General features: G+C 38.4%; 23 protein-coding genes and 1 tRNA gene. 16 read left to right on the top strand and 8 right to left on the bottom strand.

Translation table 11 applies throughout. The features are described 5' to 3' along the window. Positions 1–10: 10 nt before the first annotated feature. Positions 11–616, bottom strand: coding sequence for a TlpA family protein disulfide reductase (locus AC1Q5Z_RS05760; RefSeq protein WP_198855745.1), 606 nt, complete (start codon positions 614–616; stop codon positions 11–13). A 455-nt stretch (positions 617–1,071) separates the two neighbouring features. Between AC1Q5Z_RS05760 and AC1Q5Z_RS05755 the strand changes: the two genes are divergently transcribed. The 5 genes from AC1Q5Z_RS05755 (at position 1,072) to AC1Q5Z_RS05735 (ending at position 8,785) form a co-directional block, all read left to right on the top strand. Then, complete coding sequence (locus AC1Q5Z_RS05755; protein ID WP_198855746.1) at positions 1,072–2,130, top strand: efflux RND transporter periplasmic adaptor subunit; 1,059 nt, start codon at positions 1,072–1,074, stop codon at positions 2,128–2,130. A 115-nt stretch (positions 2,131–2,245) separates the two neighbouring features. Continuing rightward, positions 2,246–5,344 (top strand): efflux RND transporter permease subunit, encoded by a 3,099-nt coding sequence (locus tag AC1Q5Z_RS05750; protein ID WP_492444043.1) that lies wholly within the window; start codon positions 2,246–2,248, stop codon positions 5,342–5,344. Positions 5,345–5,381: 37 nt separating this feature from the next. Then, positions 5,382–6,692 (top strand): TolC family protein, encoded by a 1,311-nt coding sequence (locus AC1Q5Z_RS05745; protein WP_286969350.1) that lies wholly within the window; start codon positions 5,382–5,384, stop codon positions 6,690–6,692. A 234-nt stretch (positions 6,693–6,926) separates the two neighbouring features. Beyond that, a complete protein-coding gene (locus AC1Q5Z_RS05740) occupies positions 6,927–7,790 on the top strand; it encodes a bestrophin family protein (protein WP_198855749.1) in 864 nt (287 codons plus the stop codon). Between the two features lie 71 nt (positions 7,791–7,861). Further along, complete coding sequence (locus tag AC1Q5Z_RS05735; protein WP_492444042.1) at positions 7,862–8,785, top strand: AraC family transcriptional regulator; 924 nt, start codon at positions 7,862–7,864, stop codon at positions 8,783–8,785. A gap of 72 nt (positions 8,786–8,857) precedes the next feature. Here AC1Q5Z_RS05735 and AC1Q5Z_RS05730 read toward each other — a convergent pair whose 3' ends face one another. The 3 genes from AC1Q5Z_RS05730 to AC1Q5Z_RS05720 all read right to left on the bottom strand — a co-directional run bounded on the left by AC1Q5Z_RS05730 (position 8,858) and on the right by AC1Q5Z_RS05720 (position 11,903). Next, entirely contained in the window at positions 8,858–9,232 is a 375-nt protein-coding gene (locus AC1Q5Z_RS05730; RefSeq protein WP_343544187.1) for a DUF779 domain-containing protein, read from the bottom strand. Positions 9,233–9,300: 68 nt separating this feature from the next. Continuing rightward, entirely contained in the window at positions 9,301–10,335 is a 1,035-nt protein-coding gene (gene adhP, locus AC1Q5Z_RS05725) for an alcohol dehydrogenase AdhP (protein WP_492444041.1), read from the bottom strand. Positions 10,336–10,397: 62 nt separating this feature from the next. Continuing rightward, entirely contained in the window at positions 10,398–11,903 is a 1,506-nt protein-coding gene (locus AC1Q5Z_RS05720) for an aldehyde dehydrogenase family protein (RefSeq protein ID WP_198855753.1), read from the bottom strand. 274 nt (positions 11,904–12,177) lie between these two features. On the opposite strand from AC1Q5Z_RS05720, the gene pheT reads away from it, so the two are divergent. Continuing rightward, positions 12,178–14,598, top strand: a complete 2,421-nt coding sequence (gene pheT / locus AC1Q5Z_RS05715) for a phenylalanine--tRNA ligase subunit beta (protein WP_492444040.1) — start codon at positions 12,178–12,180, stop codon at positions 14,596–14,598. A gap of 221 nt (positions 14,599–14,819) precedes the next feature. On the opposite strand, the gene AC1Q5Z_RS05710 is transcribed toward pheT, so the two are convergent. Further along, positions 14,820–15,332, bottom strand: coding sequence for an adenine phosphoribosyltransferase (locus AC1Q5Z_RS05710; RefSeq protein WP_286967087.1), 513 nt, complete (start codon positions 15,330–15,332; stop codon positions 14,820–14,822). A 113-nt stretch (positions 15,333–15,445) separates the two neighbouring features. Here AC1Q5Z_RS05710 and AC1Q5Z_RS05705 point away from each other — a divergent pair. Further along, positions 15,446–15,519 (top strand) — tRNA-Arg (locus tag AC1Q5Z_RS05705). Here AC1Q5Z_RS05705 and AC1Q5Z_RS05700 read toward each other — a convergent pair. Both AC1Q5Z_RS05700 and AC1Q5Z_RS05695 read right to left on the bottom strand, forming a co-directional pair. Beyond that, a complete protein-coding gene (locus AC1Q5Z_RS05700) occupies positions 15,485–17,035 on the bottom strand; it encodes a recombinase family protein (RefSeq protein ID WP_492444039.1) in 1,551 nt (516 codons plus the stop codon). The two genes, AC1Q5Z_RS05705 and AC1Q5Z_RS05700, sit on opposite strands and share 35 nt — an antisense overlap. Beyond that, entirely contained in the window at positions 17,032–17,202 is a 171-nt protein-coding gene (locus tag AC1Q5Z_RS05695) for a hypothetical protein (protein WP_165765108.1), read from the bottom strand. The genes AC1Q5Z_RS05700 and AC1Q5Z_RS05695 overlap by 4 nt, the downstream gene beginning before the upstream one ends. Positions 17,203–17,514: 312 nt before the next feature. Here AC1Q5Z_RS05695 and AC1Q5Z_RS05690 point away from each other — a divergent pair, with 312 nt between their 5' ends. After that, a complete protein-coding gene (locus AC1Q5Z_RS05690) occupies positions 17,515–17,850 on the top strand; it encodes a hypothetical protein (protein WP_089054018.1) in 336 nt (111 codons plus the stop codon). Between the two features lie 65 nt (positions 17,851–17,915). Next, complete coding sequence (locus tag AC1Q5Z_RS05685; protein ID WP_089054017.1) at positions 17,916–18,752, top strand: S1 family peptidase; 837 nt, start codon at positions 17,916–17,918, stop codon at positions 18,750–18,752. A 60-nt stretch (positions 18,753–18,812) separates the two neighbouring features. On the opposite strand, the gene AC1Q5Z_RS05680 is transcribed toward AC1Q5Z_RS05685, so the two are convergent. After that, positions 18,813–20,408 (bottom strand): phospholipase D-like domain-containing protein, encoded by a 1,596-nt coding sequence (locus AC1Q5Z_RS05680; RefSeq protein WP_492444038.1) that lies wholly within the window; start codon positions 20,406–20,408, stop codon positions 18,813–18,815. 622 nt (positions 20,409–21,030) lie between these two features. Between AC1Q5Z_RS05680 and AC1Q5Z_RS05675 the strand changes: the two genes are divergently transcribed. The 7 genes from AC1Q5Z_RS05675 (at position 21,031) to AC1Q5Z_RS05645 (ending at position 26,233) form a co-directional block, all read left to right on the top strand. Next, positions 21,031–21,423, top strand: a complete 393-nt coding sequence (locus AC1Q5Z_RS05675) for a single-stranded DNA-binding protein (RefSeq protein ID WP_129022498.1) — start codon at positions 21,031–21,033, stop codon at positions 21,421–21,423. 46 nt (positions 21,424–21,469) lie between these two features. Continuing rightward, positions 21,470–22,543 (top strand): DUF932 domain-containing protein, encoded by a 1,074-nt coding sequence (locus AC1Q5Z_RS05670; protein WP_395425551.1) that lies wholly within the window; start codon positions 21,470–21,472, stop codon positions 22,541–22,543. A gap of 90 nt (positions 22,544–22,633) precedes the next feature. Then, on the top strand, positions 22,634–23,281 hold the full coding sequence (locus AC1Q5Z_RS05665; protein ID WP_395425552.1) for a PRTRC system protein E: 648 nt from the start codon (positions 22,634–22,636) through the stop codon (positions 23,279–23,281). An 18-nt stretch (positions 23,282–23,299) separates the two neighbouring features. After that, entirely contained in the window at positions 23,300–23,518 is a 219-nt protein-coding gene (locus AC1Q5Z_RS05660; RefSeq protein ID WP_395425553.1) for a PRTRC system protein C, read from the top strand. A 15-nt stretch (positions 23,519–23,533) separates the two neighbouring features. Beyond that, entirely contained in the window at positions 23,534–24,709 is a 1,176-nt protein-coding gene (locus tag AC1Q5Z_RS05655; protein WP_492444037.1) for a hypothetical protein, read from the top strand. Next, positions 24,702–25,430 (top strand): PRTRC system protein B, encoded by a 729-nt coding sequence (locus AC1Q5Z_RS05650; RefSeq protein WP_129053308.1) that lies wholly within the window; start codon positions 24,702–24,704, stop codon positions 25,428–25,430. Before AC1Q5Z_RS05655 ends, AC1Q5Z_RS05650 begins: the two co-directional genes overlap by 8 nt. Continuing rightward, entirely contained in the window at positions 25,427–26,233 is an 807-nt protein-coding gene (locus tag AC1Q5Z_RS05645; protein WP_492444036.1) for a PRTRC system ThiF family protein, read from the top strand. Before AC1Q5Z_RS05650 ends, AC1Q5Z_RS05645 begins: the two co-directional genes overlap by 4 nt. Positions 26,234–26,237 lie beyond the last annotated feature (4 nt).

The following is a 26,237-nucleotide window of genomic DNA, read 5'->3' as shown; positions in this document are numbered from 1 at the left end:
TTGGAAATAGTTATTTAGTACATTTTGGTAATGAGCATCCGTAAGCTCTAAGAGCTAAAGCATTAAAAGATGGGTTGTGGTTGTCTTTTCTGCCAAGAAGAGAATCTATCGCCATTTGGGCATAATTACTTTTAGTATCTGTACAATATCTAGTTTTATTGTAATTGCCTCTGTAATATAAATTGTGCGACTGATCTAGCAAAACGGCCTGAGGTGTAGAGAAAACACCACATTTTTTAGCAATTGCTTCATCAAAGTAAACGGGAATCTTAGCATCAAACTTTTGTTGAATCTCATCAATCGTAAAATTTTTCTGTTTGTTTAAAACAACAATTTTAAAATTGATCTGATCTCCGTATTTTTTAATCAAAGCACTTACATGAGGCACGTTGAATCGCGAACATGGACATTCGGGATTGAAAAAATGTATAAAGATGGGTCTATTGTCAAATGCACAGCATGGTCCTAAATCAATTTTTGATCCCATGGCAATAGCGTGATAATTCTTTGGTATTGGAGTCGGCAAACTGTATTTAAACTCGTTCTGCCAAAACAAATAACCAATTGAAAGAAGTAAAAATGCGAACCATAAAGTTAGAAGTAATTTTTTCTTCATATAAATCATTTTTTTATTATTTAAACAACAAAGAATAAACACTTGTTAATATAACATCTAGCTATATTCTGTAAAAAAACAAAAAAAACAACTTCTACTTACATTTTTTAACAGTAATACTATATAAAACTTATAGCAATTCTGAAAAATCCGATCATTTTGTTTAACGTATCAATGTTACAAATAAAATCGATAAAGTGCAAAAAAAATCAGACAAAAAGCTTATTTTTTTTCTAAGGCAAGAAACAATGTGTTTTCCCAACAGAAACCCTGTTATTTTTTTGAAAAAAAATTTAACCTTCAATTAAACCTTTTGCCCCAACTGTAGTCTAAATGCAAACCTTTGTACATACAAATGTTAAATAAAAGCCAACAGCTTTCGATTTCGCACCAAAAAGTTAAATTTGTAAGCTTACTAAAAACACAAACCTAAAATCTATATTCACTTCAATTTTATGAAAGTAAAACACCTCATTTACACCCTTTTAATTATTACAATTGGAGGTTTTATTACCTATAGAATTATTTCTAATAAGGGTAAAAACGACGACTCCAAAAAATTCAACGACAAAAAATCTCCAACAACTGTTAATGGAATCGTAATAAAAACAACCACTTTTGACAATAATCTTGCATTATCAGGATCTATTGAAGCAAATGAGCAAATTGAAATTCATAGTGAGGTTTCAGGAATTGTGGAAGGAATATTCTTTAACGAAGGCGCCAATGTATCAAAAGGACAAGTGCTTTTGAAAGTAAACGATATCGAACTAAAAGCACAATTAAGACAGGCTATAACTAGAGAAGAATTAGCTGCCGAAAATGCAAGAAGAGCAAAATTATTGCTTCAAAAAGAAGCAATTAGTCAGGAAGAAGCAGACGTTGCCAAAGCCGATCTTGCTTCTGCTCAAGCGCAAAGCCAATTAATTAGAGCGCAAATTTCTAAAACTTCTGTAAGAGCTCCTTTTTCAGGAAAAATTGGTTTGCGCAATATTTCTCCAGGAACTTACATCACTCCTACTGTTTTAGTAGCAAAATTGGTTAATACCAATAAACTAAAAATCACTTTTTCTATTCCAGAAAAATATGCTTCAGAAGTAAAATCAGGATCGGTAATCGATTTTAAAGTTTCTGGTTCAGATAAAACATACAATGCAAAAATTTATGCCATCGAACCAGAAGTTGCCGTTGCTACACGTACACTTCAAATTCGTGCTTTGGCTGATAATACCGATGGAAAACTTTTCCCTGGAACTTTTGCCGATATTAAATTGCCTTTAAACATTATTAAAGATGCTATTGTAGTTCCTTCTCAAGCGATTATTCCAATTCAAGACGGTAAAAAAGTATTTATTGCCAATAACGGACAAGCAAAAGAAGTAATGGTTGATGCAACAACAAGAACAGATTCTTCTATCTTAATTCTATCAGGGTTAAAACCGGGAGACACTTTGATTACAAGCGGTGTTATGTCTTTAAAAGACGAAGCTCCTATTAAAGTTCAAGTAAAATAGTTCTAAAGCCAAAAGTCAAAAGTCGAAAGACTTGAATATAGATTTAAAGATGGTAGTCAAGATTTAGCAATAAATCTGAAATCTAAAATCAACAATCTAAAATCTAAAATCACACATGAGTTTATCAACTACAAGTATAAAAAGACCTGTTTTAACCATAGTACTGAATTTACTAATTATTTTATTCGGTTTTATTGGTTATACTTTTTTAGGAGTTAGAGAATTTCCTTCTATTGACCCTGCACAGGTATCTATTCGTACCAATTATACAGGTGCCAATTCTGATATTATTGAATCTCAAATTACAGAACCTCTTGAGAAAGCCGTAAATGCGATTGATGGAATTCGAAATATTACTTCATCCAGTAACCAAGGAAGCAGTACCATTACAATCGAGTTTAATTTAGATAAGGATTTAGAGGAAGCGGCTAATGATGTTCGAGACAAAGTTTCGCAAGCAATTAGAAATCTTCCACAAGATATAGATGCCCCACCAGTTGTTTCTAAAGCCGATGCAGATAGCGAATCTATTATTTCGATGACGGTTCAAAGTGACAGCAGAAGCTCTTTAGAATTAAGCGATTATGCCGAAAATGTTATTTCTCAACGTTTGGAAACCATTCCAGGCGTAAGTGGCGTGCAAATTTGGGGGCAAAAACGCTATGCAATGCGTCTATGGATAGATCCTGTAAAACTAAATGCTTATAAGTGTACAGTTGCCGATGTGAGAAATGCATTAAATGCTCAGAACGTCGAACTGCCATCTGGTAAATTAACAGGAAACAATACCGAATTAACTGTAAAGACGGTTGGAAATCTTTCTAAACCAGAAGAATTCAACAATATTATCATTCGCACAGATGGCGATAAAATCGTAAGGCTTAGTGATGTAGGCGGTGCCGAATTAGGTCCGGAGAATATAGAGACTTCTTTGATGTCTTCTGGGCTTCCAATGATTGGAATGGCTATTGTTCCAATGCCAGGAGCCAATTATCTGGATATTTCAGCTGAATTCTACAAAAAATTTGAAGCCTTAAAAAAAGATTTACCTAAAGACATTAAACTTAATATTGCGCTTGATAACACGCAATTTGTAAAGAAATCTGTATTGGAGGTTGCCGAAACTTTAGGAATATCAATCGTTCTGGTAATTATTATTATCTATTTGTTTTTTAGAGACTGGGCAATTGCTTTCAGACCATTAATTGATATTCCTGTATCGTTAATTGCTACATTCTTCATTATGTGGCTTTTTGGTTTCTCTATAAATGTACTAACCCTTCTTGCTATTGTGCTTGCAACAGGACTTGTTGTGGATGACGGAATTGTTGTAACTGAAAATATTTTCAAAAAGGTCGAAGAAGGAATGTCTCCTATCGAAGCAGCCATTAAAGGTTCTAATGAAATCTTTTACGCTGTTATATCCATTTCTGTTACTTTAGCAGCGGTATTTTTGCCAGTAATTTTCTTAGAAGGTTTTGTTGGCCGACTCTTTAGAGAATTTGGAGTTGTAATTGGAGCTGCAGTATTGATTTCAGCCTTTGTTTCCTTGACTTTAACACCAATGTTAAATGCCTATTTAATGAAAGGTGGCGAACAAAAGAAATCAAAATTCTATATTAAAACTGAGCCATTTTTTGAAAAAATGAACAGCAGTTATGCTGAATCATTAGCAAAATTCATGGACAAAAAATGGATCAGCTTTCCTATTTTAATTGCTTGTTTTGGAATTATTTATTTATTCTTTACGATTCTTCCAAAAGAAACAGCGCCTTATGATGACAGAAGTTCTGTTACCATGCGTATGACCACGCCAGAAGGCTCTTCTTATGATTATACGTATCGTTTTATGCAAGAAATTTCAAAACTTGTTGACGATTCAATCCCTGAAAAAAAGGTTAGTTTAGTAATTACTGCTGGAGGATCTGGAGGTTCTGCAACCAACTCAGGTTTTGTGAGGCTTTCATTAAAAGAACCAGACGAAAGAACCAGATCTCAAAAAGAAATTGCAGATAAATTAAGCAAATGGACAAAGAGATATCCTGATGCTAAAATAGCGGTAATTCAGCAGCCTACAATTGCCGTTAACAGACGTGGAGGCTTACCAATACAATACATTATTCAGGCTCCAAACTTTGATAAGTTAAGAGAAAAAATTCCTGTTTTTATGAATGAAGTAGCCAAAAGCGATGTCTTTTCTACAACAGATGTAAACCTGAAATTTAACAAGCCAGAAGTCAATGTTACCATTGACCGCGCTAAAGCAGAAAGTTTAGGAATTTCAATTCTTGACATAGCACAAACTTTACAGCTTTCTTTAAGCGGACAGCGTTTTGGCTATTTTATCAAAAATGGAAAACAATATCAGGTAATTGGACAGTTTGACCAAAAAGACAGATCTAAACCTTTGGATTTGACTTCTATGTTTGTAAAAAACAAAAATGGTGAATTGATTCAGATGGATAACGTAGTAAACGTTTACGAGCAAAGTAATCCACCGCAATTATATCACAACAATAGATACATGTCTGCAACTGTTTCGGCTGGTTTGGCACCTGGAAAAAGTATGGGTGACGGAATTGATGAAATGAATAGAATAAAAGCTAAAGTTTTAGACGAAAGCTTCACAACAGATTTAGCTGGAGAATCACGAGATTTCGTAGAAAGTAGTTCTAATACTTCTTTTGCTTTCGGATTGGCTTTATTGTTAATCTTCTTGATTCTAGCGGCACAGTTTGAAAGTTTTATAGATCCGTTTATTATTATTTTGACAGTTCCAATGGCGGTAGCGGGAGCTTTATTCTCATTATGGCTATTCAATCAGTCATGGAATATTTTCAGTCAGATTGGTACGGTAATGCTAATTGGTCTGGTAACCAAAAACGGTATTTTGATTGTAGAATTTGCCAATCAGTTACGAGAACAAGGAAAACCAAAATTAGAAGCTATTTTAGAAGCTTCAGAAGCGCGTTTACGTCCAATTTTAATGACAAGTTTAGCCATTGCTTTAGGAGCACTTCCAATTGCACTTTCTCTTGGAGCGGCATCGACTAGTAGAATTGGTATGGGAGTTGTAATTGTGGGAGGAACGATCTTTTCATTGGCTTTAACGCTTTTTGTAATTCCTGCAATTTATTTTATGTGGTCAAGAGCAAGAAAGCATTATCCAGAATTTGACCATATTGACGAATACGAAAGAGAAAGCATTAAATAAAAACCAGAAATATACTTTTTGGTTAAAGAAAACGAATATGAATATCAAAAAAATATATTGTACAGTACTTATCCTGCTTTTTTGTGCAATTCAGACAAAGGCACAGGAAGTTCTTACTATTGAACAAGCTATGACCATAGCTTTGGAAAATAATTTTGAGATTAAAATTGCCAAAAACAATTCCAAAATAAACGAAACAAACGTTACCATTGGAAATGCAGGAATGTTGCCAACTGCAACGGCAAGTATTACAGACAATAACAATCTTACGAATTCAACACAAGTACGTCAAGATGGTACATCAACGACATTGAATAATGCCAAAAATAACAGTTTAAATTACGGTGTTAGTTTAGGCTGGACCGTTTTTGACGGAATGAAAATGTTTGCCAAACTAGACCAGTTAAAAGAGCTTCAAAAACTGGGCGATGCAGAACTTAAAAGAACGATTTTGCTTAAAATTGCTCAGGTAAACTCTGCTTATTACGATTTGGTTCAGCAACAGCAACAGCTTTCGGCATTAGACACCACAATTGTAATTTCGAACCAGCGTCTGACTTTGGCTAAAAACCGTTTTAGTATCGGGAAGGCTTCAAAATTAGAAGTTTTAAATGCACAAGTTGACTTAAATTCTGATCAAGTGGCTTTGCTAAGACAAAAAGAAACGTATGCCAATAGCAAAATTTTATTGAACCAATATTTAGCGCGTGACCCAAAAATTGACTTCAAGGTTACAGATGAAGTAAAAGTGGACAATAAATTGATTTTAGCAGATTTAATGGATTTGGCTCAGAAACAAAATCCAGGTTTAGAATCGCAGATTATTAATAAACGTATAGCTGAATTACAACTCAAACAAGTAAAAGCAGACCGTTATCCTACTTTAAGATTAACTTCGGGATATAATTTCTCTGAAAGCCAGTCTAGTTTAGGTTTTACCAGCGAAACGTCTTCAAAGGGTTTAAATTATGGTTTTAATGCTTCTATGAACATTTTTGATGGTTTTAATCAGCATCGTAATGAGAAAGTAGCCAAATTACAGATAGAGAATTCACAAATTGCCATAGAACAGCAAAACACGATTTTAAATACGCAATTAAGCACTGCTTTTCAAACGTATTTAACCAATTTGGAATTGATTGGTTTAGAAGAAAACAACGAAGCTATTGCCAGACAGAATTTGGAAATCACATTAGACAAATTTAAAATCGGAACCATTACAACACTCGATTTTAGAACTGCTCAGCTAAATTATGTCAATGCAAAAGTGCGTTACAGTAATGCACAATACGAAGCAAAATTATCTGAAATTGCCTTAAAAGAATTAGCAGGAAATATTAATTTTTAATTTTCCTCTTAAAAATCAAATATGATCTGCCGAATCTGCTAAATCTGCGAGCTATTTTTCTCTCGCAGATTTAGCAGATTTGGCAGATTTTTTTTAATGTTAGCAAACATTTTTAAAGAAAAAATGCTGTTTGTATGATCTCAAATCATCCATAATTCTCGGTGCTGAATATTTTTCTATTTTACACACAGCAGAATATTTTTTTAATTTAAATTTGTTTCAAAACATACTTCAATGATTACATACAATACCAAAGACTGGTTCACCTTTATTTTTCATTTTCATAAATCGGATACCGTTCGAAAACTGTTTACGATTATGATTGCAATTGGAATATATGCCACAATTGTATGCTATCTTGAACTTCAGTATTTTAAGGTAACCAAAAACGATTATATTTATAACATTCCGATGATGCACGGTATGCTTGGATTTGTGATTTCGCTTTTGCTGGTTTTTAGAACAAATACGGCTTATGACAGATGGTGGGAAGGCCGAAAACTTTGGGGCGGACTTGTAAATAACAGCCGTAATCTAGCTATAAAACTTTCGGCAATTTTGAAAGACGAAAATGACAGAAAGTTTTTTAGAAAATTTATTCCGATGTATGCTGAAATTCTGAACATCCATTTAAAAGACGAAGAAACCAGCAAACAACTTTTTGAAGATGTTGATTTGGAAATTGACCATCACAAACACAAACCAAATCAGTTAAAAAGGATAATGTATCATAAAATCAACGATTTATATGATGCTGGAAAAATTTCTGGCGATCAACTTATTACCATAAATGAAGAATTAGTTGCTTTTACAGATATCTGTGGAGCTTGTGAGCGTATTAAAAACACACCTATTCCCTACTCTTACAGTGCTTTTATAAAGAAATTCATCTTCTTTTATACCATGACACTTCCGTTTGGGTATTCTGTTAGCTTAGGATATTTAGTTGCGCCTGTGGTGGTTTTTATCTTTTATGTTTTGGCAAGTTTAGAACTTATTGCCGAAGAAATTGAAGATCCGTTTGGAAATGATGAGAATGATCTTCCAACAAGAAAGATTTCTGAAAACATCAAAAAACACGTTGAAGAACTGATTTAATAAAACGTTAAATCTGCCGTTTATATCTTTATTTTCATTAAATTTAGAATCTCCACTAAAAACAAAATTTAATGAACAATCAACGATTCTTAGTCAATCCGCTCCAATTATCGCAAGAAAAATCATTAAAGACTCTTGTCGAAAATAGAACTATTTACAATTTGAATCATTGTGAATTAAATTTGTTTGAAACCTACGAATCGACTAAAATGGTTCCGTTAAAATTTAACGATTTAGTGGTGACCAGCATGCTTAGAGGCAAAAAAGTAATGCATCTTTTTGATGATCCTGAATTTGAATATCTGCCTGGGGAAACAGTACTTGTTCCTTCAAACGTAGAAATGAAAATTGACTTTCCGGAAGCCTCCAAAAGTAACCCAACTCAATGTTTGGCATTGGCTATTGATCAATCTAAGATTCTAGAAATCTTAAACTTCTTAAATGAACAATATCCGAAAGAAGGAAATAACATGTACTGGCAGTTAAACTACCAGAATTATTTCTTTTACAATAATGTCGAAATGGCTGCGACGATTAATAAGCTCATTAAAGAATGCATGAGCACATCGATCACCAAAGATATTTTTGCCGATCTGACTTTAAAAGAATTATTAATCAGAATTATTCAAACGCAGACTGTAAAATCTCTAAATGAAGGAAAATTTCTTGAAAACAATAATCCAATTAAAGAGGTTACAGAATATATCAAACAGAATTTGAAGGAGAATATAAGTTTGAAATCGCTTAGCGAAAAAGCTTGTATGAGTACAACTTCTTTCTACCGTTTCTTTAAACGCGAACTCGGAATGAGTCCAATTGAATATATTTTGAATGAAAAAATAAAATGTGCCAAAAACTTATTGAAGAATCCGACCCTTCAAATCAACGAGGTTTGTTATTTGGCTGGTTTCGAAGATGCCAACTACTTTATTAGATTATTCAAAAAATACGAAGGAATAACACCAAAGCAGTATCAGTTACTGTATATTAATTAAAGGTGCTAAGGTTCTAAGTTACTAAGATTCTAAGTTTTTCAACTTGAAACTTCAAACCTGAAACTTGAAACCTCATTCAATTCTTGTAATCGGCTCTAAATCCTTCTCTTCTTCGGGAGTAAAAATTCTATATTCTATTTGAAAAGTCTTTTTTAATGGAGTTTCTAGAGAAAAACCTCCTACTCCAAATGCGTCAATAACAGTAAGAGTAAAGTGCGCATGTTTCCAATATTCAAATAAATCTTTGTCTACCCAAAATTCAACATCTTCAACTTTACCAATACAAACATCTCCAGTTCGCTGATAATAACCTCCTTTTTCAAAACACTGCGGCTGTGTGCCTTCGCAACATCCTCCAGCCTGGTAAAACATTAAATCACCGTGTTTTTCTTTTAGAATATTAATCAGTTCGACTGCTTTTTCTGTGGCATCAATTCGTTTAATCATCGCTATAAAAATTAAAAAAAAAGCAGTAAACTCAATTAAGATTTTACTGCTTTAACATAACCAACTATTTAGGACTGTGCTATATCTAGCACAATTCTTCCTTCTATTTCACCTTTTTTCATTTTATCAAAAACGGTGTTTACATCTTCTAATTTTGAAGTTGTTACTGTTGCTTTGACTTTGCCATCAACAGCAAATTCAATTGCTTCCTTCATATCTTTTCGAGTTCCTACAATAGACCCTCTAATGGTGATTCTATTTAAAACGGTATCGAAAATAGACAAATCAAAATTGCCTGGAGGAAGTCCGTTTAATGCCATTGTACCTTTTCTTCTCAATGTTTCAAGCCCTTGTTTGAAAGCAATTGGAGAAACTGCGGTAACCAATGCCCCATGCATTCCACCAACTTCTTTCTTTAAGAATTCTCCAGGATTTTGTTTTTTAGCATTTACTACCAAATCGGCGCCTAATTTTTTTGCCAGTTCCAATTTATCATCTCCAATATCAATTGCCGCCACATTCATTCCCATAGCTTTTGCATATTGCACAGCAACGTGCCCTAAACCTCCAATTCCAGAAATTGCTACCCATTCGCCAGGTTTCACCTCAGTTTCTTTTAATCCTTTATAAACCGTAACACCAGCACATAAAATCGGAGCCATTTCTATAAAATTCACATTTGAAGGCAGAATTCCAACATATCTGGCATCTGCAATTACATACTCTGCAAATCCGCCATCTACACTGTAACCGCCATTCTGCTGACTTTCGCATAGTGTTTCCCAACCTGTAATACAGTGGTCACAGCCTCCGCAGGCACTGTAAAGCCAAGGCACGCCAACAGCGTCTCCCTCTTTTACGTTTTTAACTTCTGGTCCTACTGCAACAACATATCCGACAGCTTCATGTCCTGGAATTAAAGGCATTTTAGGTTTAACTGGCCAATCCCCATCTACAGCATGTAAATCGGTGTGACACACTCCACTTGCAATTACTTTTACAAGAATTTCATTTCTACCTGGGCGTTTTACTTCAACTTCTTCAATTTGTAGAAGAGAACCAAATTCTCTAACGACCGCAGCTTTCATTGTTTTTGGAAGCATAATTCTATGGTTTTAAGAGAATAGAAAACTTTTTAGCTTTCTATTCTCAAGTTTATATTCTTTTAGAAGAAACCTAATTTCTTTTTATCGTAAGAAATCAGCATGTTTTTGGTTTGGCGATACTGGCTCAACATCATTTTATGATTTTCACGGCCAATTCCAGATTGTTTGTAGCCTCCAAATGGAGCTCCTGCAGGATAAGAATGGTATTGATTAATCCAAACACGACCAGACTGAATCGCTCTTGGAACCTGATAAATTTCATGCGCATCACGTGTCCAAACTCCTGCGCCTAAACCATACATGGTATCATTTGCAATTTCGATCGCTTCTTCGGTAGTTTTAAAAGTCGTAACCGCCAAAACAGGCCCGAAAATCTCTTCTTGAAAAATTCTCATTTTGTTGTGACCTTTAAATAAAGTCGGTTTGATGTAATAACCACCTTCTAAATCTCCACCCAATTTATTTTCATCACCTCCAGTCAATAATTCTGCTCCTTCTTCTTTTCCTAATTTGATGTAAGACATGATTTTTTCTTTCTGAACAATCGAAGTCTGAGCACCAATCATAGTCGATTTATCTAACGGGTTTCCAGCAATAATGGCTTCAGTTCTTTCAATTACTTTTTTGATAAACTTGTCGTAAATATCCTCATGAATTAATAATCTAGACGGACAAGTACAGATTTCACCTTGGTTTAAAGCAAATAATACAGCACCTTCTACGGCTTTGTCGAAGAAATCATCATCATGATCTGCCACAGATGGAAAGAAAATATTTGGAGATTTTCCGCCCAATTCTAATGTAACCGGAATAATATTTTCTGTCGCATATTGCATTACCAAGCGTCCTGTAGTGGTAGAACCCGTAAATGCAGCTTTCGATACCTTTTTATTGGTTACTAACGGACGCCCTAATTCGGCACCAAACCCGTTTACAATATTCAGAACTCCAGGAGGAAGAATATCTCCAATTAATTCCATCAAAACCATAATAGATATTGGCGTGCTTTCTGCTGGTTTCAAGACAATTGTATTTCCTGCTGCAAGAGCTGGAGCAATTTTCCAAACTGCCATTAAAATCGGGAAATTCCACGGAATAATCTGCGCCACAACACCAAGAGGTTCGCTTAACGCGATAGAAACCGTCTGCGAATCCAATTCTGCTATCGAACTTTCTTCTGCACGAATAACTCCAGCAAAATATCTAAAGTGATCAATTGCCAACGGAATATCTGCGGCAAGTGTTTCGCGGATTGGTTTTCCGTTATCAACCGTTTCAACTGCAGCGATATATTCTAAATTGTCTTCAATTTTTTGTGCAATCTTATTTAGTAAAATACTCCTTTCGGTCACAGAAGTTTTTCCCCAAGTTTTAAATGCTTCATAAGCAGTATCTACAGCCAATTCGAGATCTTCTTTTCCAGAATGTGCTGCTTTTGTAAATACTTTTCCATCAATTGGAGAAACTACATCAAAGTATTCTCCTTTAATTGGCGCTACAAATTTTCCACCAATATAGTTATCGTATTTTGCCTTAAATTCAGGTCTTTTTACTGCGGTGCTCATAATATTCTTTTTTTGATTTACTCCAAATTTAGTTTCATAAAAAGAAACAGAATAGCATTATTCATTCATCTTGTAGCACAAAAATTACACATTCGTTTTTTTTAGTCTTTTATAATAATCATTTATCAAAATTTTAATCTATAAATTGCTAAATAATTAGTAAACAGCATTTTTCAGTCATTTAAAAACAACTAGAAAAAACTACTCAATTTTTTCTTACTCCAACGCGCAATCCTTATATTTGTAACCTCATACAAAGAATTAAAGAACTACAATGAAAATATCTTACAACTGGTTAAAACAATTTATTAAAACAGATTGGACATCTGAGCAGACTTCTGAATTACTAACAGATTTAGGTTTAGAGGTTGAAGTTGTCGAAAAATACGAGTCAATAAAAGGAGGTTTAGCAGGCGTTGTTGTTGGACACGTGCTAACATGCGAAAAACATCCTGATGCTGATAGATTGAAAGTTACCACCGTTAATATTGGTTTAGAAGCTCCTGTACAAATTGTTTGCGGTGCTGCAAATGTGGCTGCAGGACAAAAAGTGCCTGTTGCAACAATCGGAACTGTTCTATACGATAAAGATGGCGCAGAATTTACCATTAAAAAAGGAAAAATCCGCGGACAAGAAAGCCACGGAATGATCTGTGCTGAAGACGAATTAGGCTTAGGTACAAGCCATGACGGAATTATGGTTTTGGCTGAGGATTTAGTTCCTGGAACTCCTGCTTCTGAAGTTTTTCAAATTGCAAATGACGAAGTTTTTGAAATTGGATTGACACCTAACCGTGCCGATGCTATGAGTCATTTTGGAACTGCGCGCGATTTAAGAGCGGGAATGTTGCAGCGTGGCGTAAACATAGAATTGATCACTCCTTCTGTAAGCAATTTTAGAGTTGACATGCGTACGCTAAAAATTGATGTGAATGTTGAAGATAATCATTTAGCTCCAAGATATTGTGGTGTAACTATTTCTGGAATTTCTGTACATGAATCTCCAAGCTGGTTACAAGACCGTTTAAAAGCTATCGGATTAACTCCAAAAAATAATATTGTTGACGTTACTAATTATGTATTACATGAATTAGGACAGCCTTTACATGCTTTTGACGCTGCCAAAATCAACGGAAAAATTATTGTAAAGACAGCTACTGAAGGAACTAAATTTGTGACTCTTGATGATGTTGAAAGAACGCTTCACAAAGAAGATTTAATGATTTGCGACGAAAAAGGTCCGCTTTGTATTGCTGGAGTTTTTGGAGGTAAAAAATCTGGAGTTTCTGAAGGAACAACATCTATTTTCTTAGAAAGTGCTTATTTTGATCCGGTAAGCATTCGTAAAACAGCCAAAAGACATCAATTAAGCACTGATGCTTCTTTTAGATTTGAAAGAGGAATTGATCCAACAATTACAGAATATGCTTTAAAACGTGCAGCACTTTTAATTCAGGAAGTTGCTGGCGGAAAAATTACTTCTGATGTTGTAGAAGTTTATCCTAAAAAAGTAGAAGATTTTTCTGTTTTATTGAATTTCAGCCATGTTTCTAAAATTATCGGACAGGAAATTCCAAAAGATACGATTAAAAAAATCTTGGTTTCTCTAGATATTAAAGTAAACAGCGTTTCTGATACCGGTTTAGGCTTAACGATTCCTGCATATCGTGTAGATGTTCAGCGCGAAATTGACGTAATCGAAGAAATCTTGAGAGTTTATGGTTATAACAACATTAATTTCTCTAAGAAATTTAATGCTACTGTAGCAAATTCACCAAGAACAGAAGATTATAAAGTACAAAACGTAATTGCTTCTCAGTTGAATTCGCAAGGTTTCCACGAAATGATGGCTAACTCATTGACAACTGCAGCGTATGCAAAGTTATCGACTTCATTAAAAGAAGAACATAATGTATCGATGCTTAATCCGTTGAGTAGTGACTTAGCAACACTTCGCCAGTCTTTATTGTTTTCTGGATTAGAAGCTGTTTCTTATAACATTAATAGAAAAAATTCGGATTTAAAATTATTTGAATTCGGAAAAACATATCACAAATATTTAAACGGATATGAAGAGCATAAACACCTTTCTTTATTAGTTTCTGGAAATAGAAACAAAGAAAGCTGGACAAGCGCGCAGAAAACGACAGATTTCTTCTTATTGAAAGGATATGTAAAAGCGATTTTATCTCGTTTAGGAATTGAAAAAATTGGTAATGCTCCTGTTCAATCAGATGTTTATTCTGAAGGAACTGCGATTACTTACAATAACGATATTTTAGTTGAAATGGGTGTGGTTAAAAAACCTATTTTAAAACATTTCGGTATCAAACAAGACGTCTATTATGCAGATTTCAACTGGGATTTGGTTTTAAAAATCATCACAGGAAAAATTAAGTATACTGAAATTCCTAAATATCCGGAAGTTCGCAGAGATTTGGCTTTATTAATTGATCAAAGCACGACTTACGAAAGTATCTTTAACTTGGCAAAACAAACGGAGAAAACGCTTTTAAAAGACGTTAACTTATTTGATGTTTACCAAGGTGATAAATTACCAGAAGGAAAAAAATCGTATGCTTTAAGTTTTACTATTCAGGATAATACTAAAACATTAACTGATGCTCAAATCGATAAAATTATGTCTAAATTACAACAGACTTTCGAAACTGAACTAGGTGCAACCTTAAGATAATTTCTTTCTCAATTTTAAAACAATAAAACCCGACAATGATCTTGTCGGGTTTTCTTTTCGTTTCAAGTTTGAAGCTCAAAGCTTATGAAAAAAAGCTCTAAAACCCACCTTATTTAATTTCAATTTCTTGTTTAAAGCTAAAGGGTATAATTTCTCGTTTTCTCTTCTTAAACGCAAAGTAAAAGCGTGAATCGCCTATTATACCATATATTTTATCTCCATTAATAAGTTAATGCAGCAAAAACGGGATATTCTTTTATTTTTTCTCTTCCGTTAAGAAAAGTCAGCTCCATTAAGAAATTACATTGTACAATTTCGCCACCGAGTTTTTCTACTAATTCACAAACTGCTTTTGCAGTTCCTCCAGTGGCCAACACATCATCGTGAATTAAAACGCGATCTCCTTTTTTAATAGCATCTATATGCATTTCCAAACTATCAGAACCATATTCTAACTCATAAGAAGCAGAAATCGTATCGAACGGAAGCTTTTTTGGTTTTCTAACAGGAACAAACCCTGCTTTTAGTTCTTGTGCCAACAACATTCCGAAGAAAAACCCGCGAGATTCTGCACCAACTACCTTATCTATTTTTTCTCCATTTAGTGAGTCGAGCAAAATTCTAAGGCAATTTGTACGCGCTTCTGGATTAATTAGCAAAGGTGTGATATCTTTAAATAAAATTCCTTCTTTTGGAAAACCCTGAATATCACGTATATAATTTTCGAACTGCATTTTTTTTATTTTTATGTTATTTTTTCCTTGTTTATCTCACATTTATGTCTATCTTTGCACCCGCAATAAGCAATCAACAAAGCTACAAAAAAATAGCTAATTGATAACAAAAAGGCCTCGTGGCGCAACTGAATAGCGCATCTGATTACGGCTCAGAAGGTTACTGGTTTGAATCCAGTCGAGGTCACTACTCGGGACAAAAGAAAAATATCATCTTTTGTTCCGTTTTTTTTTGCCCGTAATCTATTGTTTACCAGATAGATACACTTGAACATTTCGTTGACCCTACCGGTTTGGATTTTATTGTTTTGAAATGTGAAATTTTCAGGAAAAATTAAACCGATTATCTCTCTGGAATCCACTAAAGACCCGTCACCAAAGGCCTCGCCGAGTTTTATTAGGTTTTGCAGTCCTGTGTTCATTAAAGATTCAATATTGGCTCTGTCTTCATCCACATTTCCAATCTCATTTTCAAGCCTGCTGATCTCAGCATTGTATTCTGTCTTCATTAAATGATAGTCATCGGCATCTATCTTCTCGGTAACCAGCAGGTTTCTGGCAACAGCCAGTTTTTTTTCGTAAACCCCAATCTGTTCCAAGGATTTCTTTTTCTCATTTATAACTAATCCTGTATGTTCTCTGTATGCTTCAAGCAGAACTGCACTGTATAATTTTCTTACTTCGACCAAAGGCTTGAACTTATTTAAATGCCCTTTAAATACACTATTGGCCATTTCGGAATTTACCCTCCACTTGCATAATTTATCGCAGTGGTAATAGTAGTAGTCTCTGCTTCTCCCCCTGCACTTGCTGCCTCCCAATTTCTGCCCGCATTCAGGACAGACAAAAAAGCCCCTGAGCGGAAAATTCTCAATTGTCTTGATTTTTGGCCTGTAGGTCCGTGCTTTACTGTTGAGTATATCCTGAACTTTATAGAACAGATCTTGGCTGATTATTGCATCATGCTGCCCCTTAACAAGCCTTTCCTCCTCATCGCGATACTTTGGAACTACTATCATTCCGCAGTACAGCGGATTTCTTATAATCAGCCACATGTTATTCTTGGAGATTCCCATGCCCTTTTCTTTGGCAGTCTGATATATTGATTCGGTACTGAAAATATTCTTAGCAATCTGTTGATATACCCAAACTACGTTCGCAGCTTTTTCCGCCACAACTGCAATGTACTTTTTTCCATCTTCGGTTACCTTATTTGTATAACCGTAAGGCGCCATCCCCATATGCCTGCCCTCTTTTTTTCCTCTTCTTAGCCCCTGAAACGTATTTAATGCCCTGCGGTCGTTTTCAACCTCAGGCGCAGCGAGATAAAAGGCGAGCATCATTTTGTTTTCCGGAACGCTTAAATCTAACGGCTGTTCAATTGCCTGCGGTTCGACCCCTAAAACCCTTAATTGATTTATCATCTGATAAGCATCGCCCGCATTGCGGCTGAACCTGTCCCATTTCATAAAAAGAACCAGGCTTATTTTATTTTTGTGCTTTTTTATGTCGGCGAGAAATTTTTTCCATTGCGGCCTGTTGAAAGTTTTTGCCGAATGGTCTTCGTAGATCACATTGCGTATCTGAATTCTGTTGATGCTGCAGTACTTTCTAAGCATCTCTTCCTGATTGCGCTGCGAGAAGCCTTTCTCAGCCTGCTCATCGGTGCTCACTCTGATATATAAATCTGCTATCTTACTCATTCTGTTTTATTTAAATGTTTCAACACAGCGATATTAGCAATTTTTCTCAAGAAATACAAGATTTCCTCCGCCTGTTCAAAAGTCACCTCCAAGCCTTCAGATTTAAGCATTTGTAGTGCTTTTTCTGTTGTAATTTTCGATTCATTGTAACCAGTCTCATTTTCCATCTTCCTATCCGTTTAGATTATAAATACACTAGGAAGAAATTTATTTTAATAAAATGAGATGATGCCTATTGCGGCTTTCTCTGGCATAATACGGAAGTTCTTGTCTATGAACGAGAGATAGCTGTTTTTGTAATTTATAAAAAGTATATTTACAATAGAATCCAGCAGATAAACAGCCTCTTGAGTTTTGGCCAAGCTGCGGCTCATGATCAATACATAATGCAGGCCCGAATTGTTGCTTAATATCTTTAAACGATTCTAAAAACACAATAATCAGCAATTTATTTTTTTAAACGGAATAGCTATGGTATTATGAATCCGAGTTTTAATTATTTTATTGGCAAAAGCTCCGCAGCAATTTATAAAATCTGCATTGGAAAAGGCAACGCAAAGGAAAGATTAATTGAATCTGAACTTGAGATAAGGTGCGCTCTGCGCGCTCCTGTTCCAGATGAATTAATATCTTTGAAAAATAAGATAAAAAAGAATCTGCTTTACAGCGGACAAGGTGAAGGAGGCGCTGCGGAAGGTTCAATAGCCAGATCACTGCTCGGAAAGCGGAATTCAACAGCATCCAAATTCATCGCAGATATAATTAGGCTCCATCATGAAGTTGAAGCCTACATTAAATATTCCAGCCACAACTAGCTTGCTTACAGCTGATCGCTTCAGCGGTTTTGCAAATAACCAATCCCTATGAAATTTTAAAATAAATGACAAAAGAAACTTCAAACAAGAATTCCAACGATCTTTCAGTTGCCGATCTAATCACGTCTGCAACTGTCAGAATAGAAACTTTTGACCAAAATGGCGGAACCGGTACCGGTTTTTTCTTTGATTTCGATCCGCAAACTCCAGAAACACTGGACAGCCTGGCAATAGTAACCAACTGGCATGTGGTAGATGGAGTCCAGAACGGTCAGTTTACCTTAACCAAAAAAGACCAAAATGGAGATCCAATTAACACTGAACATTTGACAATTTTCCTTGAAGACTTCCAATCGCACTGGATTGCCCATCCCGACCCTGAGGTCGATTTATGCATACTGCCGATAAAATCAATCAAACACTTATTAAAAGAAGATTTTTTTTACGGAGCTTTCGACTCCAGCCATATCCCCTCTAAACAGGAAATTGAAAACTTATGCGCCATCGAAGAAATAATTATGGTAGGATATCCTGAAAACATTTGGGATGACCATAACAATAAACCCATTGTCAGAAAAGGAATTACTGCAACCAGCCCCAGACTCCCTTATCTTGGCTGTGATGAATTTTTAATTGACGCAGCGTGCTTTCCTGGTTCAAGCGGTTCGCCAATCATTATCTACAATATCGGCCAATATATGGATCGAAATGAAAACCATTATCTTCTAAAATATCGGGTAATCCTGCTTGGGATTTTATACGAGGGACCGCAATACACCGCTGAAGGAGAAATAGAAAGAGTGCCGATCAAAAAGAAAAAGATTGTAAAGACGCAGTTGCCAATTAACCTTGGAGCAGCTATAAACGGCGGCAAGATCCTGGATTTTGCCAGGCTTTTATAGTAAAGGTAATCGTCTTGCGAAGTTTTAGATTTTGAAAAATCATAAATCTGCTTAATTTACCTAAGCTTCTCCTAAAATTTCAGAAAGCAGAACCTTTCTAAATCCTTCCGGCGCCGCTTCTGATGCTAAAGCAAGATTTACAGCAGTCAGGCTTTCGCCAGTTTGCTGAACCGCTAAAGTACTCCAGTCGAAATCAAAAATCTCCTGAAAATAGAACGCCACTGCCTTGTCTCTTATCAATAGGCTGGCGTCCCTGTTGTACATGGCTCCCGTAGTGGTTAAATTATGGCTTCCGAACAAAACCTGAGCATTGGCCTCGTCAGAAGAATCAACAATTATTGCTTTGGTATGGCATCGGCACTGTACTTTTATATTATCAGTATTAAAGCCAAATTTTTTAAGCCTTGTAAGCGTTTTAACCAGACCAGCCTGGCCTTTAGGACCAAATTCCCGCGGATCCCTGAAAATTATCCTCACAGCCACACCACTGTTCTGCTTTTCGACAACCGCCCTGTAAAAGCTTTCATAAACTGGATCGTTGTTCTCCAATAATGAAAAAGATTGGTTTTCAATATCAATGCTAATCTTTGCGCTTTTAACCATTTCTGTCGCATGATAGAGGAACATGCGCTGGCCCTCAGAATTCTTATCCGGAGTCAGTAAAGGCTGCACATCAAGTACACGCTTAACTGTCAACGGATTAAAATATCTTACTACTGGCGGTACAGGAGGACAGAGCCCTTTAGGGATAAAGACATAGGAATTTGCGAGCTTTTCTTTTACATCGAAAGGAACACGCAGCGCTTCCTGATAATCCCAATCTATGTGCTTTCTGAAAATGGTAGCCAGTGTGGAATTTTTTATTACCACATTCCACTCCCGGTTATGTTTGGAAAGCGGTCCGGGAATGGTCACGCCCTTGCCTGCCGGATCAATATCTGCCTGGTTCGAATTCTTCCAATTTCCGCTGCTCAGCCAGAACTCCTCATCATCTCGCGCGGCTACTTTTATATGATAGTCGCTCGCAATTAATTTGCCGCTTCCTACAGATGACCAAACATGCTCAAATTTACTCCCTAGACGGCTCTTCATATTATTCACAGCTTTATCAGTGCCATCATTTTGGGTAACCATTCTAAGGGTCCCGTTGCAGTTTTGCACAGCCTCAAAAATTGCCGAAGTAATGTGGTCAGCATCCCACTCGTACATGGTTGCAGTAAGCCTGCTGCTTACTCTTTTAAGAAAATTCTTCAGATTTGGCCATCCGGAATCAGGACTAACATGAAAAACCGCTTCCATATACTCAACAACGCGGGGCAGCGTAACATTTACAGGCTCACGATAATTGCCTGGCTTTGGCGCAGCCCAAAAGCTTACATCCACACCCAGATATTTAAGCTGCTGTTCGAATCCAGCCTCCACCACATCAATTCCGTATCCCTTGAACTCTGCAGGCAGAGGTTTCACTGCCAGTTCAAGCAGCGTCTTTTCATTGATTTTTTCCGCAACTTCCACAGAAATCACCTCTTCGTCCGTAATCCATCCATTTTTAAATCTAAAGCCCTGCTCAATATTTATGACTCCAGGAATACCATAAAGTTCATGTTTAGCCATCTCAACAGCTTCCGCCAGTTCTATTTTATAATTTTCTCCCATAACAAATCAGATTAAAAGACACTTAAAATTTATGATGCAACCAATATTCATCTGTAGGTTAATTCAGGTATCGAATCTCTAGGAATTCAAATCTGCGCCCAATTATTAATAATTCTAAATCAAGAAAAATGGCAAACGCAAAACACACAATAAATATAGAGAAAACAACAAACAGACAACAGGTATAAATACTTGTTTTTCAAAACGATACCATACATAATTTAATTATAAATAGTAAACAGCATTAAATCCCCATTCAACATCCAAACCTCATGGCTTCCCTTCTATTTTTTTTTCAAAAGCCCGTATGCTTCTGTCTTATTTCAGGAGCAAAGGTATCTCCGTGTTCTTAACCCAGAAGCAAGGCCATGTCCAGCGGATTTGATATAAAATCTCCACCCGTGCGGGTCGTATTTTTCATCAAAGCCTTGCTTCTGCTAAACACTAACCTTTTTATGCTCATGAAACAAAACATAGCATACACCGGCTCTTTAAACGAATAAAAAAAATGTCAGCAATGAGAAATAAAATATTGAAAGCGGAAAATGAAACAAAACAGCTCCACCTCGTCATTGCCGAATAAATAAAATTTAAAAAAAATAATCCTTAAAAATTAGAAATCATGAACATCATCGGAAGATTAACAAAAGACGCAGAGGTAAGAACATTGTCAGGAAACAGACAGGTCGTGAATTTTTCAATAGCAACCAACGAGAGCTACAGAAGCAAGGAGGGCGAACGAGTGGAACAGACCACCTACTTCGACTGCGCCTACTGGATTAGCCCGAAGGTAGCGGACATCCTGACGAAAGGCACGCTTGTAGAACTGTCAGGCAGGGTAAGCGCAAGAGCGTGGAAAGGAAGCGACGGGGAACTGCATGCGGGTCTGAATTTCAACACCTCGCAGATTAAACTGCACGGAGGAGTAAAAAAAGCGCAGACCGCGGAAACGACAACGCAGACCCAAAGCAGTAAACCTACGGTGCAGGAGCCTGAGGAAGACCTTCCATTTTAAGGCGCACATAGGAATTAATATCAAGTTTAACTTTAAATCAATTATCATGGCACACAATATCAATTACAACAGCAGCACAGGGAATTATTCATTTTTCAGCGTAAAGCAGAAAGCATGGCACAATCTCGGAAAGACGGTGCAGGAATATCCGACAAGCGCAGAAGCCATCAGACACGCCCAATTGGATTACGAGGTCGCCAAAACGCCTTTATACACCAAAGCCTTGGCAAAGGAGGAAATGCAGGACGGTACTGTGACGGCACGCGCAGAACTGCACGTTCCCGATTATTTTTCCACCATCCGCACCGACAGCAATACGGTTTTGGGTGTAGTCGGCAAAGACTACCATATCGTACAGAACCGTGAAGCGTTCAGCTTCTTTGACGCCATAGTCGGCGGCAGCGAAGGCATCCTGTACGAGACCGCAGGAGCTTTGGGCAACGGGGAACGCATTTTCATAACTGCAAAGCTTCCCGATTACATAAGGGTCGGCAGCGGGGATGATGTGACAGAAAAGTATATTTTCCTGACCACCTCCCACGATGGAAGCGGAAGCATTACCGCAGCCTTCACGCCTATACGAATCGTATGCCAAAACACCCTTAACGCCTCGCTCCGCAACATGAGCAACGTGGTGCGCATCCGACACACTTCGGGAGCAAAACAGCGCCTTGATGATGCGCACAAGGTCATGGGACTGGCAAACACGCTAAGCATTCAGCTGCAGGACATCTTCAACCATTGGGCTAAAGTAAAAGTTACGGATTCAGAGGTCAAAAAGCTGATTCAGTTGGCATTATGCCCGAACAGGGAAACTCTGGAAATGCTTAAAACTGGCGCAGATGATGCCGTCTCCGCCATTTTCAGAAACACCGTGGAAAATGCTTTTGCCTATGCCATGGCAAGCGACACCCAACAGATGGAAACCGCAAAAGGCACGCTCTACGGTGCTTACAATGCCGTGACGGGATATTATCAGAACGTGCGCACCTACAAGGACGATGAAGCCAAACTGCAGTCCATCATGATGGGCGGAACGGCACAGCTGAAATCGCAGAAAGCCTTCGAACTATGCACCTCTTTTGCCGTGGACGGCGATAAGGCGCTGATGCTGAATTAAAAAAAGATGGGCGACTGCCTGCAAAGCAGTCGCCTTACAGTTTCTCAATATGTGAAGCCGACAAAATACGGACATTAAAAATCTACAGCCATGAACAGCAATTTTTTCAATCAGATAAGACAGATGGACATTGCAGGGGATCTGCACCTGACCATCGCAAAATCGACCGACGGCATCCTTGTCGTATCGGTCATGCTTAAAAACGAAGCCTGCGGGGACAATGCTAAAAACATCATCCCCCCGCTCAACCTGAGGGGAACAGCGGAAGAACTCGACAGCGGTTTCTTTCAGACCATCACCGCCCCGATGCAGAGCGCTTCGGGACTGATGACCGATATGGAATCCTTTATGAAACAATTGGAGCAGGCAAAAAAGCATTCTGCAAAGGAGAAGGAAAAAGCCGATGCGGAGAGAAAACAGCACCAAGCAAAAGACAAAAAGTTCAGCGATGCAATGGCAAAGGCAGAGGAACTCGAGAAGCAGGGAAGATTCCGTGAGGCATGGATGAAAGTTCCCGAAGCGGCGGAGTTTCCCGACAAAGCCGACGAGATACGCAGAAAGAGAACCTCCCTGTCCGACAGGTTCTCAACTCCAAGCCTCTTCGAGGCTGGGCAGGAAAAGCCTGAACCGCCCAAAGAGGCGCTCTATCCAGAACATGCAGAGATTCAGCCCGATGAGGAAATGTCCTTTGAGGAGCAGGAATATGAGGAAGACGAAGAAGACCAAGAGCAATACTAATACTAAAAATACAGCGATATGTTACTAGCAACACACTTACAGCGGGTTTTTATAATCATCGAAAAGGGTCAGCAGATAAGGCTGAGCGACCCCGAACCTAGATGGAGCGTCGAGGCGGTGCTGAATTTCTACGCCCCGACATACCCTATCCTGACAACCTGCAAAATTTCAGCGCCAGTCATCAGGGACGATGCGGTGGAATACAGATTCGAAACCGTAATGGGAACAAAAGGATAACCTAAATTAAAGACAATGAACCATGCAGAAAAAAACGATAGCAGGCACAATAAGCCTTCCACGGCAGAAAAGACAAAGACAGCTGCACGAACAGCTGGGAAATTTCATGGCTTGGATGCACAGACCCAAAGATGCGGGCGAAATTCAGAAAGACAGAGCAAAATCAGTCCCTATCGGAATGCTTCCGATAATTTTCTGAGAGTTACATTCCTGCCCAAACTGGAGCAGACCAAAACTGTACAGCCGCGTACGGAACTCAGCAAAATGCAGCCGCAGTTCTACAAATCCCTTGCGCATCTCACAAGCCATTACGGCATCATTCCCATGCAGACCGAATACTTTGAATACCCTTACAATTTAGCACTGTCGTTGTGGGATGCAGAGCGAAAGCTGAAAATGCAGTTCACGGACTGCCCCGAAATCAGTCTGATGCAGGAAGGGGCGGAAACCTGCCTTGTCAGCGAGGAGACCCACGATACAGGCACGACCCTGTATTACATACCCGTCGAACCGCTTTATTGGATGAGCCACGATGCGAAGTACAAAAGAAATGCAAAACTGCTTTATAGCGTGTTTTCCTACCTCTACCATATCACGGACGTCCCATACCACAGACAGCAGGACAGCTATCTGTACTGGATGTATGAAATGCACAGGGAATGGACGGAGCAGGACGACGAAGGCGAGCATAACGGGAGTTTTTTGCGTGAATTTGACAGGGCGGAGCTTGTCGGGGATTATATAGAAAAAAAGATATTCAACCCCGTTAACCTGACGTTTTTTGAACACCGTCTGCTCGCCTTCAAATGCCGTTATGCATTCGACGGGGAATGCCTTTCGGCTGCACAAAAAGCGCACAGGCTGTTCAGCGACTATCCAAACGAACGAATTTTCCGAAACGCCCCCGCCTGCTCTGAGGACGGGCAGGACGAAGAAGAAAGCGAAAGCATCCCGATGCACAAATACATTTCCTTTATTTCGCATACCAAAGGATGGCTCTATGAAACCCTTGAACAGAGCATCAACAATGAGTTCAACGAATACAGCCAGATGCACGAGCCGACCATCTTCAAAAGATTCGACGATAATGCCGACACGCACCAAAGCCTGGATTTCGAGCGCAGGTTTTTTTCCCTTTTGGATGACCTGTGCGGACTGCTGTACAACTATAAATTACACGACGATGAATAATCCAAAAGATATTACCAGCCAGTTGGGCGTGCTTTACCATCCCACCTCCGCACTTGTATTCTATCAGAGCCAGTCTGCGGAAAGGACGGTGTATGTGGAGCATTTCGATATGGACGAGGACGGAACGCCAGTCAACGCACACCCGCTGACTGAGCGTGAGGCGCAGGCGCTAGCAAAGGCACTGGTAACCGAAAAACAGAAGCAGACCGCCTTTCTCAAATCCGAAGGCATCCTGCCCGCAAACATACTGCATATTGTGCCAAGCCTTGAAAGGGGCGCTGTGCTTTGGTACACCAAACCCCAAAAAAGAACCCTGCATTTTATAGAAAGCCTCGGCATTGCGGACGGCAGGGCTAGCCTGCCCGCCATGATATGGCAGGCGACAAGAAACAGTCTCAGGGTCTTTGCGGTTGTCGGAAACAGAAGACCTACAGAGAAGACACCGCTATTTCACGCACCTCTGCTGAACATCTACGAGGACGGAAGGGTTTGCATGGGGTCGGTCAGCATCAGGATTAAGAACTCCGCCTCGCTTGAAGAATTTACAGACGCTTGGGAGGATTATTTCTTCAACAGCTACTTCAGCCACCTTATGGGTAACAACAGTCCCGTAAAAGGCTGCTGCATAAGCCTGTGGAAAGCCCTCATTGAATCAGGACGACCTTTCCCAAACGAAGTACTGAAAAAAAACAGCAGAACACTTAAAAGCCTATTGTCATGAAAACCGTTAAAACCAAAATGCATTTTGCCGACCCCTATCTCATCAGCCCTGCAAACCCGCTGACTGTAAACCTTATAGGCGCAGGCGGTACAGGCTCGAAAGTGCTGACCGCCCTTATGGAAATGAATTACAGCCTTATAGCGCTCGGACATGCGGGACTGTCCGTCCGCCTTTGGGATGACGACCTGATAACCGATGCCAATCTCGGCAGACAGCGCTTCGCACCCTGCGAAACAGGCCTGTACAAATCCGTTGCCCTTATCAACCGTGCCAACCGCTTTATGGGTACGGACTGGAAAGCTGAAAGCGTGAAATTTCAAAAGGATGCGCTTGGAAGACCGCCAAAAAATGCACAGGCAAACCTTTACATCACCTGCACGGACAGCGTGCAGTCCCGATTTGATGTTGCGGAAATCCTCGCCTCAATTCAACGAAACAGCCCGCAGAGGGACACTCCAAAATACTGGATGGATTTCGGCAACAGCCAGTATACGGGTCAGGTCGTACTGTCCACCATTTCGGAAATCAGACAGCCTGATTCCCAAATCTATCAGACTGTCCCTGTCCTGCCCTTTGTGACCGACGAATTCGGGGAACTGCTCAAAGAATCCGAAGCGCTTGACGGCACACCTAGCTGTTCGCTTGCCGAAAGCCTTGAAAAGCAGGATCTGTTCATCAATTCCTCCCTTGCGCAGTTGGGATGCTCGCTCCTTTGGAATCTGTTCCGTTTCGGGATGACCGAAAACAGGGGATTCTTCCTGAACCTCAAAAACTTCCAGTCCAATCCCCTCAAAGTGGGATGACCCG

The organism is Flavobacterium sp. GW823-FHT06G12 (assembly GCF_058794775.1).
This window is presented reverse-complemented; position numbering and strand designations above follow the sequence as displayed.